This window comes from Paenibacillus ilasis, from assembly GCF_043195395.1.
In the GTDB taxonomy this organism is placed as follows: Bacteria; Bacillota; Bacilli; order Paenibacillales; family Paenibacillaceae; genus Paenibacillus_AQ; species Paenibacillus_AQ lautus.
Genome location: NZ_JBHDJG010000009.1, coordinates 24,523 through 41,732 on the forward strand (window position 1 = coordinate 24,523; position 17,210 = coordinate 41,732).

Consider the following 17,210-nt stretch of genomic DNA (forward strand, 5'->3'; position numbering starts at 1 on the left):
CGGAAAAGATTTACCATTTCCGGGGTCCTCCATTTCCCGGGTAATCGCTTGGTTTATCTAACGCATCAGCTAACCGTTCGCGGCCGCTCCATTCGGGCGAAGCCTGGTACATGCACATTCGACCATTCCGGATGGAAGTGATCCACTCGCCCGACCACCACCGTCATATCATCATGAATTTGATTCTGTTGATAGCGAATCACCTTTTCCAGCAAACAGTCGGCAATTTCCTGCGGATCCTCACTGTTCACTTCCTGAATCATTCGTTTCATCCATAGCTCCTTGTTTACCGCGTAACCCGGCGCATCATATATGCCATCCGTCATCATGATGAGAACATCACCGGCCTGCAGCTGTAATGACACCAGGTCCACTTCGATATCCTGAATAATCCCAATCGGAAGATTGCTGGCCGAGACCGGTATGACATCATTGCCCCGTTTGATAAAGCTCGGCGTCGAACCGATCTTCATAAAGGTGGTCTGAGCCGTATATTGATCAATTAGGGCCATATCGACCGTGGCGTAGATTTCATCCGGCGAGCGCAGCATCAGAATCGAGTTGACCGATTTAATCGCCAGCTTCTCATCCATCCCGGATTGAAGCAGCTGTTCTAATATATTCAGAGCCGAGCTGCTCTCAAGCCGAGCCCTTTCCCCATTGCCCATGCCATCACTAAGCGCTACCGCAAACGTCCCGTTGCCCAGCTCAACCGTACTGAAGCTGTCGCCTGATAAAATATCCCCTCCCTTAGCCGCTGCGGCTACACCCGTCATAATTTCATATGTTTTCGCTGAACCGAAACGTACGGTGGCCAATCCATCCCTCGGATGGGTCAGGGTCTCTTCCATGACCGCGATATGCTCCCCGAGAATGTCGGACAGCAGTGGTCCAATAATCTTCCTGCATTCGTCATAACCCCGGGTATACGCATGAACGATCTCAATCTCGACCTGCCCGGAGTCCAGGCTGATGATATCGATGCCTTGAATCGATAAGCCGAGCTGCTGAAGCGCTTCCCGAATCTGTTCTTCTTGAATGTGCATCGTCTGGCTTTCCCGCTTAATCTCTCGGGCCAAGTCTTCCATAACCTGCGAAACCCCGGATAATTGTTCCGCTACCAGATGGCGGCTATCGTATATTTGGCGTTTCCACTGCATATCATGTTGGTAGAGATGATACTGCTGCTTCAGGATGCCGAGCACCTCCTCCTTCTTGGCACAGATCCGGCTCCATTCCGGCGGCAGATCGTCTGCATCCATCTCAGGATTCTCCTCGATGGAGGTCATCATATCGGTCATATATTTATAAGTCTGGTAAAACTTCATGTCCCAGCACTGATTCCGTTTATAGCATGTGGCACAGCTTCCTTCGGCCACGGCATTCATGAAATGATTCATCTCCTCCGCCTGTTTGCCTGGAGGCTGTATGACCCCTGACGTTTGTCCGAAACTTTGCGAGAGCTGACGGAATACCTTGGAGAATTGGGTAACACGATCCGCTGTAAGATCCCGAACCCGCTTAGCGTATTCATGCTGGGAACGGGTATGATCCTGCGTGCCCGGCACATATTTGCCTATAGCCTGCATTACGCTCTTGGGTGTGATGAGGAACAGCACAATAGCCGCGCAGGTTTCCCATGTGGAGATCATCACTTCTCCAGGATTGCTGAAATAGATGGAGAGAATGGTTGCCCCCAGCAGCATGCCCAGTGAAACACCGCCTTTCTTCCCTTCTTTCAGCATACCGGCGAGCATCCCGGAAAAGGCGAGTAGACTCATCTGGGAGAAGGCCGAAATGTTGGCAAGACTGAGGATGAGGCCTGTAACCACGCCAACCGAGGCGCCTAGCGGAGCTCCCCCGACCAGAGCAAACAGCAGAATTAAGTAACGGGATAAGATATGTTCTACCGACAGGGATTGGATCGTCCAGCCAACGGCACCTGTCATGACCGACGCCAGCAAAATGATGATACATAGAATTTCTTCATTTCGAAGAACATGCGTTTTTTTACGAAGCGTCAGCACCGGAATCGCCTGGATAAAGACCAAGGTCAGGACAAAGCTGAGCACCGCGTTCAGGGTGAGCATCATCATGGAATACCAGGTAATGCTCGGTCCGATGAGAACACTGAACAGATTCACGAAGAAGGTGGAGACAAATACCATCAGCGGCGCATATGACAATTCTGCCCGATCATACGTCTCCAATCCCCGCATCATAAAGTAAAAGATCAAGATTTCTGCCGGTACCATCCATGCTACCGGAAAGGACGCAAATAAACTTCCTGCAACGATCGCTGCGCCTACCGGCAGCAAATAATCGCGACGCATAAAGGCAATGACTGCAAAATAAGCTACGGCAAAGGGAGACAGCTCTCCCAGGATCATAGCTCGTCCGAGCAGAAAACCCATGAAGGTTAGCAAGATCATCCACTTCTTAGCGGCCAGGAAGTGGATGGGACGCTGAAGAAAAGGCAGCTGCCCTAATCGTTCTGTTACACGGGCACGAATGGAACCCGCTCCCCCTTTAACTGCCTCAGTACCCGGAAACATCACCAGATTTCTTTTATCCATTACGCTGGCACCCCATTCTCACGAATTTGTTGGTCCCATTATAAAACCCCTGTTCAGGAAAGTTTGTCAGAACACCGGACAAGCCCCAAAGAAATTTCCGACAAAATCAACGTGCCTTGCGAACGTTCGGGAAAAGAGCGCTCATCCCCCGCGCCCAGCGGTATTTACACGAGTCAAGCCTATAGTATTCTTGTGGATCATTTCCCGAATTGAGGCGGACATCCTGCGCTCATTCCACACGGTATCGCCGTAAATTGCGTAGGAACCTGTCGTACCCTTGGATGCAACGACAAAAAAACCGCAGAAGGCGATTTCCCTCTGCGGTCAGTTTATATTTTATCGAATTACATACGTTTGGCTCCGCGTCCACCGCGTTTGCCTTCCGTATTCTTCTTAAGCGAAGAGATTCGTTCTTCACTGTCTTTCAGGAAGCGTGACATTTTATCCTCAAATGAAGGCTTGTTGGCCGCAGGCTTAAACGGGCGTCCGCCGCGTTCACGGTTGAATCCTCCACCACCGCCACCTCCGAATCGTTCTCCGCCGCCGCCTCCACTGCGTTCCGGTCTCGGTGCGCGGGGTGGACGACTTTCGGAAGCCGGCTTGTCGACAGCCTGCTTGATCGAAAGACCGATCTTGCCGTCCTTGTCGACATTAATCACCTTCACGGTAACGACATCGTTGATCTTCAAATGATCGTTGACATCCTTAACGTAATTGTCGGCGATCTCCGAGATGTGAACGAGACCCGTGACACCTCCTGACAGATCCACAAATGCTCCAAAATGCGTTATGCCTGTCACCTTGCCCTCTAACTTGGTGCCCACTTCAATTGCCATAGAATAAAATGATCCTCCCTTAAAAATATACAGTCCGATTTAGAAATCGCGCTGCGGTGATTTGATTATACGATAATGACCTAAACAAGGTCAACAGACGTGTGTCCTGCCTAATTACGGCTCTTCGCCCGAATTTTGGGGCTGAATGATCGGCGTCTCATTTGGCAGATACAGTCCAAACTTCTTGCGGGCAATCTGCCCGATATATTCAGGGTCCTTCAATCGCTCCACTTCATGAGTAATCTGGATTAGCGACTGTTCAACGGACTTATAATCCTCTTGCTTTTGAGCTAGCGCTTCGTTTTGATTACGGATGCGGTCATTCTGGGACCAGAGCGTTGAACCTGCCCAGATCAAAAACAGCGCCATCATCGCCACAAACATTCTTTTACGTCGGCGTGCGCCTTTGTTCTTTGTCTTGGTTTGTTGGGGAGCCTGCTTCGATGGATCAGCAAATCTTCCCATGACCATACCTCCTAAAACCAGCGCTTCCACGCCTTAATAACCTTGTCCGCGAATTGCTTGCACCATGCCGGCAGCCTGACTCTGGATGTGATCGGTCTCAGCATCCATTTCAAAAGTCGCCAAAAAGGCATGAGGCATTTAAGAACTAAACGCAACAGCGACAGGAGAAACTTCCATAGAAACCTTAACAATCCCAAGATGAGCATCAGGATTCCTTTGATCGGATTCCACAATAACATACGGAACAGCTTGTACAAAAAGGACAGTAAGCCTTTTGTCACTTGAATTAACATTACCACAAAACGTTGGGTTATGACACTCCATAATAAAAAATAGATCCAAACCCCTATAAACAGGCCCACAAACACATAAAAACGCAGTTGACCGTCATTGGTCACATACAACATGCGAAAAATGAAGAAGGCTGCCGCAATCCAGTAAAGGAAGTCCAGGGTATGCTTGGACCATTGCGGGAAGCGGAGCTGCCCTGCCAGCACCCGGTAGCTGTCGAAGGCGACTCCCATCGCTGCTCCGGAGAAGAGCATCCAGAGCAGCGTGATCCATTGTACGCTGGGGTTCATTTAAACAGCTTACCCAGCAGACTCTTGTTCTTGGTCTGCGAACCGGGATTCAAGTAAATCAGAGAATGCACCTGACCTTCAATCGACAAAAGCCCCTCTTCCAGGCTGAGATTTTTAATATGTAAATTTTGCCCCCGAATGGTGAGATGCCCAAGCTCGGTTTGAAGCAGAAATTCTTCACTGTCAAAGCTCTCCACATTTTGGACACCCGTAATGTCCAGCAGCTTCCGGTTCTGCATCCGCAGGTCATGAAACTTACCCTTCCCTTGGTCGATCATGGCATGTACCCCTCCTTTTAACAATAGCTTATGGGAAGGTGCCTGTCTTTAGAACCGGAAGAAGAACAACCGCTTCAGGAATGATCGTGACGCTGCGAGGATTGCCAGGTGAATGAAAGAGAGCAGGAACTCCACTTGTTTATACATCCAAGATAAACATAAAAACGCCCCCCGCACCATAGGGTGAGAGGGACGTTTGATGGAACGGCTCGGGCTGCTTACCAGTCCAATCCGCGATCTTTAACGATCGGTTCTTCCTTGACCAAGGTATAGAGGCTGGTTGCCTCATCTTTACGGGTTGTCTCGGTAAGACGCTCGACCCGGACGGTCACCAGCTTCTGGCCAAATTGGACGGTGATCTCATCGCCCAATTTAACCGTGCTGCTCGGCTTGGCCTCGCGGCCATTGATCAGCACCCGGCCTTGATCCGATACATCTTTCGCTACGGTACGCCGCTTGATTAACCTCGATACTTTCAGGAATTTATCGACGCGCATTATTTTACGGCTTCTTTAAGCTTGTTGCCTGCCTTGAACGCAGGAACGTTGGATTCTGGAATTTCGATCGTGTTGCCTGTTTGCGGGTTGCGGCCAGTACGTCCAGCGCGCTTACGAGTTTCGAAAGTACCAAAGCCGATCAATTGAACTTTATCGCCATTAGCCAAAGCTTCAGTAATTTCACCAAGGAAGCCGTTCAAGACGTTCTCTACGTCTTTTTTTGTCAATCCACTTTTACCGGAAATGTTGTTGATCAGATCTGTTTTGTTCATGAATTAAATCCTCCCAATTATCAGAAAAATATAAGATTTTACGGTTATTCGGTTAAACCGCCTTGCAATCTGCAAGATTTCACCATTAATGATTATTCTGGATGCCTTGCGGAATTCCTGCCGCAAATCCCTATTTTTTTAATTTTTACGTGAAAAAATGCCTTTTTCACTCATCGATACTGCCGTATTGTGCCGATCCCGATTTAGCTGCTTGCCATAGGGCTTCCATCTCGTCCAGGGTACTTTCCTGCAAGGTTTTCCCCTGGGCGGCAAGCTGCTCCTCTATGTAGCTGAAGCGACTGACAAACTTCCGGTTCGTTCTCGAAAGGGCCTCTTCCGGGTCCGCTCCGATAAATCTTGCCGCATTGGAGACCGCGAACAACAGATCACCGAGCTCGAGTGCCGTATCCTCATCAGACTGACCCTCGGTCACCGCCTGCCTCAGTTCACCGAGTTCCTCTTCAATCTTCTGGAACACGCCTTCGATGTTATCCCAATCGAAACCAACCTTGGATGCCTTCTTCTGGAGCTTGTACGCCTTCATCAATGCGGGAAGATCCCGCGGGATGCCATCCAGTGCCGAGGCCTTCTCTGGTGAGAGCCCCTTGCGGCGCTTCTCTTCCGCTTTCATCTGCTCCCAGTTCTGCAGGGCAGATTCTGCGTCTTTGGCGCTGCCCTCACCAAAGACATGCGGGTGACGGAAGATCAGCTTGTCATTCAGCGCTTGAATGACATCATACACCGTAAAGGTACCGAGCTCCTCTTCCATCTGAGAATGCAGCATAATCTGCAGCAGCAGATCCCCAAGTTCCTCCTGCATATGCTCAGGATCATCCTCATCAATCGTCTCTAATACCTCGTAGGTTTCTTCGATCAAATTTTTGCGGATGGATTCATGGGTCTGCTCACGGTCCCATGGACAGCCCTCAGGGCTGCGCAGAATGCCAACGATCTCATGGAGTCTGGCAAACGTTCGCTGCCGAAGCATGCTGTCTTCGCTTCGAGGTACGTAGACCAGCGACAGATTCCCATATCCGTCGATGCGATCGAGCTCGTAGAGCGGCACGCGCTGGATCACTTCCTCGCCCTCAACGCCCAGCGCATGGCCGACGATGACCGGATAATCGTCCGGATACAGTTCCATCAGCGCCAGTTTAACTTCCGAAGCGGTAAACATGTCATACACCTGGCCGATCAGGGTATGCAGCTGCGGCTGGATGGCGCTTGCCCGAAGCTCAGCCGCATCGAGAAGCTGGAAGCCCTCAATGGGATCGAAACCAAGGCGAACGAAGGCCTCGTCCAGAAAGCTCTCACCGCCGAGCACCGTAAGCGTCACATTCTCTCCCGGGCAGCGCTCCCGTAATAACCGAACGGTTGCCTCCGCTACCATCGGATGCCCAGGCACCGCATAAACGAGCTCGCGATCCTCCTCGGCAGCTTTGGCCAAGTTGATTAGCGCGGATGCAATGGATTCGTACACCTCGGGAAAGGTGTCATGCGCCTCATACACATGGTCAAACGATTCCGGGTGAATCTGGAACTCATTCAACGCAGTGATGACGGGATGAGATAATGTACGCACATACACCTTCGATGCCCGCTGCATGGTTTTTATGATACCTATCGTCAATCGATCCGGATTGCCAGAACCCAAGCCGACCACCGTAATGGATGCACTCATACGCTACTTCCTTTCGTCTTCGTCCGCCTTGTCGACGTCATTATCGTACACTACTATATCACAGAAGATCAAACATCTCACAATTCGGCCCGGTTCAGCGCAGCACACGCAGGGCCCGCAAGAAGGCCGCCAGCGGTCTTCCGACCTTCGGCAGCATCCGAAGCTCCTCTTCGGTGAGGAGCTTCATGAGGGCGGCGCCGATAAGGAAGGCGCCGCAGCCGGCCGCGACGCCGCTCAGGCTCGCAGCCGCGTGGGTGAGGCGGCCTGAGGCGAAGCCGGCCGCCGTCAGGATGCCGCCGGAGGCCTCACCTGCGCCCCAGGCGGCCAGCGACACCGCTGCGAGGACCGGCAGCGTCCTCGCCAGCATGCCGCCGGCGTCAAGGCGGGCGCCGGCGCTTCGCGAGAGCAGCGCGAGGTTGAGCGCGGCGGCGGTCAGATGCGCAGCCACGCCGGCGATGGCTGCGCCGGTAATACCAAACTGCGGCACCAGCAGCAGGTTGAGCAGCAGCTTGAGCCCAGCCGCAGCCAGCAGATGAACCGCCGGGGCTTTGACAATGCCTATCCCCTGAAGCAGTGCAGCCGTTATCGTGCTCAGTGTACCCCCGGCAGCTGTAAAAGCAATCACCTGCATCGTCGCCGTCCCTGCGGCGTCTTCGTACAGCATGATGTTAATCGGCTCAGCCAGCACCGCCAAGCCTACGGAGGCCGTCATTCCGATCAGCCAGAACCAGCGGAGGGCCATACGGGTTTGGCCTGCAACCCGGCTGGATTCCCCCTTGAACTTGGCCTCCGCCAGTGCAGGGATGAACAGAACCGACAACGAGGTGGCCAGCATCGTAACCAACTGGACGAGCGGCAGTCCGCGGTTATAGACCCCAAACTCCGCCATGGCCATTGCTTCGCCCAGTCCGCCGGATGTCAATAAACGGGGCACCGTGAAGGTATCCACCAGTCCAATCAGCGGAACAGCGAGCAGACTAAGACAGACCGGAATTCCATAAGCAAGCAGGCGGCCTAGCAGAACACCCGCTCCCTCTCTAGTTACATCGGCACGCAGCCCCGTTTCGTTCATACCCGCTGCTTCGAATCCGTGATCAGCTTCTCCTTGAATTTTACTCCGAGTTGCCCGGATATGCTTGCGCCAGTATAGTCCCATCACCAACAGACCGGCGGCACCACCGGCAGCAGATCCGAGCAGCGCCCCGGCGGCAATCACGTCGGGATCGGAACCGGCACGGATCATGTAGAGCAGCAGCACAATCATGACCCCGACACGGACAATCTGCTCCGTAATCTGGGAGATGGCCGTCGGCACCATATTGTGCAGCCCTTGAAAATAACCGCGCAGCACCGACATCCAAGGCACGAATGCCAGCGCCAACGCACCTGCGCGGAGGGCCGGTACAACCTGACTGCTTCCAATCCACATCCCGATTCTCGGAGCGCAGACGTACATCAGGAAGCCGAGAATCAGACCAAACAGCACCAATGCGGCGGAAGACAGGCGGAGCAGGCGATGACCGTCCTCGGTGCGCCCTTCGGCCTCGTATTCAGCCACATATTTGGAGACCGCCGCGGGAAAGCCAACCGCCGCTATCGTAATGATCATCATATAGAACGGATAAACCGTATTGTAGATGCCAAAGACGGCATCCCCACCCATATTTTGCAGCGGTATTTTTTGCAGTGTGCCAATCAGCTTGGACAGAAGCGCGGCCGCACTAAGGATAAAAGCTCCCTGCAGCAGCCTCGCCCCTGTTTGATCTGGTTTCATATCCTCTTCCAATCCCCTAGTTCCGTATCACAGACTAACCATCATGCAGATGCTGATGCTGCCATGTGTACCTCCATTATAACCAAGGGCGGGAGAGTGGTACAAAAAAGGAACCGGACAACAAAAACTCCCAGCTGCCGATTGACCCTGTGATCAACGTTCAGCGGGAGTCTCCATCCAAGGATTCATGTCCTCGTCTTACTGTTCCATTTGCTTGCCGAGGAAGCCTGCGGCGGTTTCAGACATCTTCACTTCCATCTCACCCATGTTCACGGATTCGTCCTTGTTCAGCAGTACGACACTGCCAATCGGGTCTCCTCCAGCAATGATAGGCGCAGCGACAAAAGCGGACAAAGCCTCCGGATTGTCTTTGCTGATCTCATACGTACCACTGTTGCTTTCCAGCACCGTCTTGCGGTTTTCCATGCAGTTTTCCAGAAGGTTGCCGATCGGCTTGTCCAAATATTCCTTCTTGGAGCCGCCTGCTACGGCGATAAATGTATCACGGTCCGATATGATCGTGATGTGACCTGTGCTCTCATAAAGGGACTCTGCATATTCCTTCGCAAAATCACCCAATTCACCGATCGGTGAATATTTCTTCAGAATGACTTCTCCATCCCGGTCAACGAAAATTTCCAGCGGGTCGCCTTCGCGAATCCGCAGTGTGCGTCTAATTTCTTTTGGAATGACCACGCGCCCGAGGTCATCAATACGGCGGACGATACCAGTAGCTTTCATGTCACTTGTTGCCCCACTTTCATAAGAAGATTTTTCAACTACTGTTCCATTCGGGAAGAGGATGTCCCCAGGTATATAAGAGTTAATGTCTGACCATAGTATTCATCCATTCCCAATTCCTTATACATCATCTACCCTCTGTTGGTTGCGAAATCCAAAAATAAATATCATCCGAAAGGGACTGATGTCTGGGGAGAAAAAATCCATAACGCGCGATTTCGCACGTTATGGATTCGAAGATCCCACCATTTCATCCATGCGCTAGCCATCATATCCGGCATTACCCGCAGCGCATCACAAATATCATGCCCGATCGCTTGTCCACGGCTTATTTACCCGTGTCTTCCTTGCCTGCATCCGGTGTTTGATCACCTTCCGCCGGTTTGTCGGTGGTGCCGTCTGTCTTCTGGTCACCCGTGCCTTCGGCAGGCTTGTCCGCATTCTCGCTCTTCGGAAGATTCATGCTCTCAATCAGGTCGTTGAGCTCATTCTGCATAAAGTTGTCGATCTTCGCCGAAGCAAGCTCATTTCGAATGCCTTCCTTTTGATCGGCTGGAAGCTTGTCATAAGCCACTTCCTCGCGCTTCTCCACTTTCATGACATGGTAGCCGTAATCGGTTTCTACCGGATCGCTGATCTTGTTAAGCTCAAGCGTCAGAGCTTTTTCCTTGAATTGCGGTACCCAACTGCCTGCCGGTTTGTTCTCATACAGGCCTCCACTGCCCTTGGTGCCCGGATCCTGGGAGTATTCCTTCGCAACTGCGGCAAAATCCTCGCCTTTGTTCAGCTTGGACTGTACTTCCTTGGCAATTTTGAGCGCCTCGCCTTCCGGTCTTTCCTTGCCTTCCGTATCTTGAAAAGCAATCAGGACATGACGAACACTGATGTTGGTGTAATCCTTCTTATTCGCCTCGAATTCCTTCTTGATATCCTCTTCAGTTACCTGATTCTTCTCATGTTCCATAACGGTCATGACGCGAAGCATATAATTTTTGAGGTCATCCTCCGTCAATTTCTGCGATTCAAGAGCAGCCTTAAACTGCTCCTCGCCCATCCCGCTCTTCTGCTGCTTTAACAAATCACCCGCTTGCTTCTCGGCAGCTTCCTTCGCTTTATCGTCAGCTTTGGCGTACAGGTATTCATAGGCTACCCCCTGTTTCGCCAAATACTCTTTAAATTCATCCATTTGTAAAAATTGGGCGTATTCCGGGGACATGAACTGAATCATACGCTGTTCCAGGTCAAATTCCTTCTCGGTAATTTCTCCACCCTTATATTTGACGATCACTTTGCTATTATCATCTTCGGTTCCCTTAGTCTTGTCGTTTCCGCACGCAGCGATCATCGACATGGATAGAACAGCTGTGATGGATACAATAAACGTCTTCCATGCCTTGTTATTTCTTGACGGCATTTTGTAGTTCTCCCTTCAGGTTGAATGGCCCTTTTGCGGCCTCCAGGAATTGCTCCAGCAATTCTAACAGTTGTTGATCGGAAAGTCCCTTGCCTTTGATTCGAATGGCCATAGCAGGCCCTTGTTCAAATTGTACACGTCTTTCGAACTTATTTCCAATTTGCGCAAGTCCAGCTGTATCAACCGCCTTATCCTGCCCTTCATAAAACTGCAGCAGCACATCATCGCCGCGCTGGATAATGGAGTCGATCCCGTACGTACGACCATATACCTTCAAGCGGGAGACGGCAAGCAGGTTACTTACCGCAAGCGGCAGCTCGCCAAAGCGGTCAAGCAGCTCATCCTCAAGCTCAGCCGATTCGTCGATAGTCGATACGACAGCCACCTTTTTATAAATTTCGATCTTCTGGATGCTGTCATAAATGTAATCAGACGGCAAGTAAGCGTCAATCCCCAGATCGATGGAGGTGTTCCAGTCCTTCGATGGCAATGGCGGCTCACCCAGCATGCTGACTTTGCGTTTCTGTATCTCCTCGGCCAGCATCTGTGAATACAGGTCGAACCCGACGGAAGCAATAAAGCCATGCTGCTCCGCTCCGAGCAGGTTGCCCGCTCCTCGAATCGACAGGTCTCGCATCGCAATCTTGAATCCGGAGCCCAGCTCCGTAAATTCTTTAATGGACTGCAGCCGCTTCTCGGCCACCTCCGTCAGCACCTTATCGCGCTGGTACGTGAAATAAGCATATGCGATCCGGTTGGAACGTCCGACGCGTCCGCGCAGCTGATACAGCTGGGAGAGACCCATTTTGTCCGCATCATGCACGATGAGCGTATTTACATTCGGAATATCCACACCCGTCTCAATAATGCTCGTGCTAACCAATACGTCATATTCGCCGTCCAGGAAGTCGAGAATGGTCTTCTCCAGTTCCGTTTCCGACATTTGACCGTGTCCCACACCCACTCGGGCCTCCGGTACCAGCATGGATATTTGGGCTGCCATCTCCTGAATGCCCTGAACCCGATTGTAGAGGTAGTAAACTTGACCGCCCCGAGCCAGTTCTCGCTCGATCGCCTCCCGCACCAGGGTCTGGCTATGCTCTACGACATAGGTCTGCACTGGAAAGCGATTCTCCGGCGGTGTCTCGATCACGGACAAATCCCGAACGCCGAGCATCGACATATGCAGCGTGCGCGGAATCGGCGTTGCCGTCAGCGTCAGCACGTCGACATTGGTCTTCAGCTTCTTCAATTTCTCCTTGTGCGTAACACCAAACCGCTGCTCCTCATCCACGATCAGCAATCCCAGATCTTTGAACACAATATCCTGCGACAGCAGTCGATGTGTTCCGATCAGAATATCGACGGAGCCCTGCTTTACTTTCTTGATCGTCTCATTCTGCTCCTTACGGCTCCGGAAACGGCTCAGCACCTGAATGTTGATCGGATAATTGGCAAAACGCTCCCGGAACGTCTCGTAATGCTGCTGGGCCAAAATCGTCGTCGGAACCAGTACCGCAACCTGCTTTCCTTCGATCGCTGCTTTAAAGGCAGCGCGAACCGCCACTTCCGTTTTCCCATAACCGACATCACCGCACAGCAGCCGGTCCATCGGCCGGTTCTGCTCCATGTCTTTTTTGATTTCGGTAATGGCTCGAAGCTGATCGGGTGTTTCATCATATGGGAACATGTCCTCGAATTCCTGCTGCTCCGACGTATCTTTCTCAAACCCGTACCCCGGCGCAGACTGACGCTCGGCATACAGCTTGATCAGATCGTCGGCGATATCCTGAACGGAAGAACGGACCTTGTTCTTAACCCGCGTCCATTCGTTTCCGCCCAGCTTGTAAACCTTCGGCTCCTTATCTTCGGAACCGACATATTTCTGGATGAGATCGATCTGCTCAATCGGAACGGACAGCTTATCGCCCCCGGCATACAAAATATGCATGTAGTCCTTATGGATTCCGTTGATTTCGAGCGTCCCGATCCCCATATATTTCCCGATACCGTGGTTTTGATGCACCACATAGTCGCCGACCTTGAGCTCTGTATAACTCTTGATGCGCTCAGCGTTGTCCATATTCTTCGTGGTTTTGCGTGTTTTGCGCTGCTTCGAGGAGAACATCTCGCTCTCTGTAATAATGGCAGCATGAACCGAAGGCATCTCGAAGCCATTCTGCAGATGCCCCTCGAACATAACCGGCTCTTCGATTCCATAGTCCATCAGTACCCGCCGCATGCGATCCATCCGCTCTGCATCGCCTGCCAGCATCATGACCTGAACGCCCGACTTCTTCCAGCGCTCCATCTCTGCCTTGAGCACGTTCATCTGACCGTGGAAGTCCTGCATGCCGCGCGTAATCACATTGACGATATTCTGCGGCTGCATTCTTGGCACCTGACGCAGGAAGATGGAGATCAACAGACTCTGATAGGGATGCTGATAGATCAGTTCTTCCGTATCCAGCGACAACGGCAGATCCGGCAGCGATTTGCCATTCTGCATCAGATGCAAATTCCATTCCGCTTCATCCCGCTCCAGCTGCTTGGCTGTTTCCAGCAGACGTGCAGGCTCATCCATAATCAGAATCGTATCCTTTGGCATGTAATCATACAGATTGGTCTTCTCCGGATACAACAGGGAGATATATTTATAGATTTCAGGGAAATATATCCGCTCGCGCAGCATCTCAACTTCCCGGTGTATTTCATCCCGCAGACGGAGCTTGGCCTGACGATCACTCATGCGTTCTAGCTGGGTCTCCAGCAGACGGACCACGGTATCTGCTGTACGGCTGAGCCGCTCCGAATCTGCGATAATTTCCTTGCATGGTGTAATGGTGACTTCCCGAACCTTGTCAATCGAGCGCTGATCCGCCGGATCGAAGGTACGAATGGAGTCGATATCCTCATCAAACAGTTCTACGCGGTACGCCATGGTCGTTGTCATCGGATAAAAATCGATAATACCGCCGCGGACACTCATCTCACCGCGGCTCTCGACGCGCTCCACCCGTTCATATCCCATCTCGATCATCTGGTTCAGGAAGGAATCCAGCACGAGTGTCCCGCCGTCATGGAGCACAATTCGGGCATCGGACATCACTTCGGGAGCGGGAAGCAGGCGACGCACGCCGGAAAATGGCGCAACGACAATACCCCGGAAGCCTCTGGCACAACGGACGAGTACATCAATCCGCTGCGCCAGAGTCTCGGGGCTTGAAACGGCCGATTCGGCCGCTACCAGTTCATTCGCCGGGTATAACAATACTTGATCCGATGAGAGCGCTTCCTGTAAATCATCCGCAATTTTCTGAGCTGAAAACATATTATGAGTGACAACGAGCAGCGGGCGCTGCTGGTCTTGGTGCAATGCAGCCATTAAGATCTGCCTGGACGACCCGGAAAGACCGGAGATCAATTGCTCCCTCATGCCGGCATGGACGCCAGCCGTTATGGATTTGAAGTCCGAATCTTTCGAAAATACATCAATAAGTGCTTGTAACAAAAGGGGGCACCTCTCTTATGCAAAAGAAATGAATTTCCTAGACTCTATTTCTCATGGAATTTTAGACGATTGCCAAAAAATTATAACCGAAAAGAAGCCTTGAGCAAAACTGCCAAGGCTAGAGCAGCGGCAGAGCCTGCCGCTGTATGTCTTCTACCAAAAAACGTCGTGTACCCCATTATACTCTCATTGCAGGGGATTTGCCAAAAGGCTAAGTTCCGGATGGGCTTCAAGAGCTTCTCTGCAATGATCGCAGGTTACCCGGACCATCACTTCTCCGTCAAAATCATAGGCTATTATATCCTTGCGTTCCTCAGGGGTCAAGGAATCAAATCCAAGACGGGCTTCGGATACGTGATTGGAGTCGATGCGGCCCTGAAACGCCCGACAGTGTCTACAAACATAGGTTATCGCCATCATATGCCTCCTGAAGGTCGTATATACCTTCAGTATGCCCGGATTTCCCTCGTTTAAGACTTCGATCTTCCGGTTCTTATGCCTTTGGAATCATCTCTCGAATACTTCCATCCTATGATGCTTTCTAGGATTTGTTAAACTTCGCCATCGTCTGTTCAAAGGTGTGGTCCAGACTGAATTCCAGCGCGTCACAGGTCTCCTCCACCATGCTCTGCAGCTGTTCGCGTTCCTTCTTCGGAAAAGTGCCGAGCACATAATCCACAATGGCATAACCCGGCTCTGGCCTCGATATGCCCATACGGACGCGGTTGAAGCTCTGAGTCCCGGTATGCTGAATAATGGATTTAATGCCATTATGTCCTCCGGCACTGCCCTGATATCGCAGGCGGATCTTACCGACGACGGTATCCAAATCATCATAGACCACAATCATGTCCTCAAGACTCACTTTATAATAATCCATATAAGCACGTACCGCCTCGCCCGAAAGATTCATGAACGTCATCGGTTTGATCAGGACGGTTTTGGTGCCGCCAATCACTCCCTCGGCGATGACCGATTTGCATTTATTCTGATTGAACTTCATGCCGTGTCGCTCTGCCAGAGCATCCAGCGCCATGAACCCAACATTATGGCGTGTCTTCTCATAATTTGAACCGGGGTTGCCCAGTCCGACAATCCATTTCATCACAGGTTGATTCCTTTCACGATTTATACTTTCTTCTTTGCGCATTTCTGAGTACAATATGAACAAAACCTATCGGCGTTATGCCCTCATAAGAAGGTGAATCGGCATTGAAAGCTTTCGAACAGAAGTTAACGCACCACAGCCATTTTCAATACCATATGAAGCATGGCATCCCTGTTCAAGTCTATGAACTGGGTTGTCACATAGACGTGGGTCTGATCACTGCAGTCGACGCCTATTTTGTCGAGCTTGAGGGGACGCTGTACAACCGGAATACCTTCACTTTCATCTCCAGGCCCGGATATTGACACATGCCTGTGCCGCATTAACAGGCTGAAATTATGAAAACGTTTTCTTTCTGGCTGTTCACCTGCTCTTGCTAAACCCCTAAGCAGCAAAGTCGCCATAGCCGACAAGGGTTACATCTCCTCATGAGGAGATGTAACCCTGCCTTTACACGGTTTATTATTCTATTTCAAACAATTTACTAATCGACAATTCCTCATGAACCCGGATGATGGCTTCACCCATTAACGGAGCAACCGACAACACTGTCAGCTTGCTGCTAGGGTTCGGATTGGTGATCGGAATGGTGTCTGTTACAACAACTTCCTTCAGCGGGGAGTTTTCCAGTCGCTCATGGGCAGGGCCCGAGAGAACCGGATGTGTACAGCACGCGTAGACTTCCTTTACGCCACCTTCCATCAACGCATTGGCACCCAGCACAATCGTACCGGCGGTATCGATAATGTCATCGATTAGAATGGCGGTCTTGCCTTCGATATTCCCGATAATGTTCATGACTTCACTGACATTCGGCTCCGGGCGGCGTTTATCAATAATCGCCAGCGGCGCATTCAGGAAATCAGCAAGCTTTCTCGCGCGAACCACACCGCCGTGATCCGGAGATACGACGACCGGGTTCTCGATCTGCTTTGAACGGAAATATTGGGCAAGAATCGGCACGCCGAGCAGATGATCCACCGGAATATCGAAAAATCCCTGAATCTGCATCGCATGCAGGTCCATCGTAATGACGCGATGAGCTCCTGCTTTTTCGATCAGGTTCGCAACCAGCTTAGCGGTGATCGGATCCCGCGAACGCGCTTTGCGGTCTTGACGAGCATATCCGTAATACGGAATAACCACGTTGATGCTCTTCGCAGATGCCCGCTTGAGCGCATCCACCATAACCAGCAGTTCCATCAGGTTATCATTCACCGGCAAACAAGTAGACTGCACAATATAAACGTGGCAGCCCCGCACGCTCTCGGAGAGCTTTACTTGAATCTCGCCGTCGCTAAAGCTGGTTGTATGCGATTCCCCCATCGGAATGCCGATATAATCGGCGATTTGATGGGCAAGTTTAGGATTGGAATTACACGTGAATATTTTTAATTTAGAATCAAGATAAGTCATAGAATAAAAACCCTCCGTGCTGGTTCGTTGAATTAGGTATCCGATCACCGCTTCATATCT

General features: G+C 51.4%; 16 protein-coding genes. 1 reads left to right on the forward strand and 15 read right to left on the reverse strand.

The features are described 5' to 3' along the window. Nucleotides 1-65: 65 nt before the first annotated feature. The 14 genes from spoIIE to pth all read right to left on the reverse strand — a co-directional run bounded on the left by spoIIE (nucleotide 66) and on the right by pth (nucleotide 15,731). Complete coding sequence (gene spoIIE / locus ACETK5_RS32225) at nucleotides 66-2,576, reverse strand: stage II sporulation protein E (RefSeq protein WP_326116153.1); 2,511 nt, start codon at nucleotides 2,574-2,576, stop codon at nucleotides 66-68. Nucleotides 2,577-2,920: 344 nt separating this feature from the next. Next, nucleotides 2,921-3,412, reverse strand: a complete 492-nt coding sequence (locus ACETK5_RS32230) for a S1 domain-containing RNA-binding protein (protein ID WP_006207435.1) — start codon at nucleotides 3,410-3,412, stop codon at nucleotides 2,921-2,923. Nucleotides 3,413-3,526: 114 nt separating this feature from the next. After that, a complete protein-coding gene (locus ACETK5_RS32235; RefSeq protein WP_098741227.1) occupies nucleotides 3,527-3,877 on the reverse strand; it encodes an FtsB family cell division protein in 351 nt (116 codons plus the stop codon). Between the two features lie 11 nt (nucleotides 3,878-3,888). Then, nucleotides 3,889-4,458 carry a spore cortex biosynthesis protein YabQ gene (gene yabQ / locus ACETK5_RS32240; RefSeq protein ID WP_100541643.1) on the reverse strand — a complete coding sequence of 190 codons (570 nt, stop codon included), beginning with the start codon at nucleotides 4,456-4,458 and terminating at the stop codon, nucleotides 3,889-3,891. Further along, nucleotides 4,455-4,736, reverse strand: coding sequence for a sporulation protein YabP (gene yabP, locus ACETK5_RS32245; RefSeq protein WP_009591926.1), 282 nt, complete (start codon nucleotides 4,734-4,736; stop codon nucleotides 4,455-4,457). Before yabP ends, yabQ begins: the two co-directional genes overlap by 4 nt. Nucleotides 4,737-4,954: 218 nt before the next feature. Beyond that, nucleotides 4,955-5,233, reverse strand: coding sequence for an RNA-binding S4 domain-containing protein (locus tag ACETK5_RS32250; RefSeq protein WP_076326537.1), 279 nt, complete (start codon nucleotides 5,231-5,233; stop codon nucleotides 4,955-4,957). Then, entirely contained in the window at nucleotides 5,233-5,505 is a 273-nt protein-coding gene (locus ACETK5_RS32255; protein WP_009591918.1) for an HU family DNA-binding protein, read from the reverse strand. Before ACETK5_RS32255 ends, ACETK5_RS32250 begins: the two co-directional genes overlap by 1 nt. Nucleotides 5,506-5,671: 166 nt before the next feature. Next, complete coding sequence (gene yabN / locus ACETK5_RS32260) at nucleotides 5,672-7,186, reverse strand: bifunctional methyltransferase/pyrophosphohydrolase YabN (protein ID WP_326116152.1); 1,515 nt, start codon at nucleotides 7,184-7,186, stop codon at nucleotides 5,672-5,674. A 94-nt stretch (nucleotides 7,187-7,280) separates the two neighbouring features. Further along, the gene (locus ACETK5_RS32265; RefSeq protein ID WP_394059687.1) at nucleotides 7,281-8,960 is read right to left on the reverse strand and encodes a putative polysaccharide biosynthesis protein; all 1,680 of its coding nucleotides are present in this window, start codon (nucleotides 8,958-8,960) and stop codon (nucleotides 7,281-7,283) included. 198 nt (nucleotides 8,961-9,158) lie between these two features. Next, nucleotides 9,159-9,701, reverse strand: a complete 543-nt coding sequence (spoVT, locus tag ACETK5_RS32270; RefSeq protein ID WP_100541646.1) for a stage V sporulation protein T — start codon at nucleotides 9,699-9,701, stop codon at nucleotides 9,159-9,161. 328 nt (nucleotides 9,702-10,029) lie between these two features. Beyond that, nucleotides 10,030-11,115: a peptidylprolyl isomerase gene (locus tag ACETK5_RS32275; RefSeq protein ID WP_100541647.1), complete on the reverse strand. Its 1,086-nt coding sequence runs from the start codon at nucleotides 11,113-11,115 to the stop codon at nucleotides 10,030-10,032. Beyond that, on the reverse strand, nucleotides 11,099-14,626 hold the full coding sequence (mfd, locus tag ACETK5_RS32280; protein WP_326119042.1) for a transcription-repair coupling factor: 3,528 nt from the start codon (nucleotides 14,624-14,626) through the stop codon (nucleotides 11,099-11,101). Before mfd ends, ACETK5_RS32275 begins: the two co-directional genes overlap by 17 nt. A 186-nt stretch (nucleotides 14,627-14,812) precedes the next feature. Further along, a complete protein-coding gene (locus ACETK5_RS32285; protein ID WP_100541649.1) occupies nucleotides 14,813-15,043 on the reverse strand; it encodes an anti-sigma-F factor Fin family protein in 231 nt (76 codons plus the stop codon). A gap of 124 nt (nucleotides 15,044-15,167) precedes the next feature. Beyond that, nucleotides 15,168-15,731 carry an aminoacyl-tRNA hydrolase gene (pth, locus tag ACETK5_RS32290; protein WP_100541650.1) on the reverse strand — a complete coding sequence of 188 codons (564 nt, stop codon included), beginning with the start codon at nucleotides 15,729-15,731 and terminating at the stop codon, nucleotides 15,168-15,170. Between the two features lie 107 nt (nucleotides 15,732-15,838). Here pth and ACETK5_RS32295 point away from each other — a divergent pair, with 107 nt between their 5' ends. Further along, on the forward strand, nucleotides 15,839-16,039 hold the full coding sequence (locus ACETK5_RS32295; protein WP_071221084.1) for a hypothetical protein: 201 nt from the start codon (nucleotides 15,839-15,841) through the stop codon (nucleotides 16,037-16,039). Between the two features lie 157 nt (nucleotides 16,040-16,196). Here ACETK5_RS32295 and ACETK5_RS32300 read toward each other — a convergent pair whose 3' ends face one another. Beyond that, nucleotides 16,197-17,150 carry a ribose-phosphate diphosphokinase gene (locus tag ACETK5_RS32300; protein WP_006207421.1) on the reverse strand — a complete coding sequence of 318 codons (954 nt, stop codon included), beginning with the start codon at nucleotides 17,148-17,150 and terminating at the stop codon, nucleotides 16,197-16,199. Nucleotides 17,151-17,210: the final 60 nt, after the last annotated feature.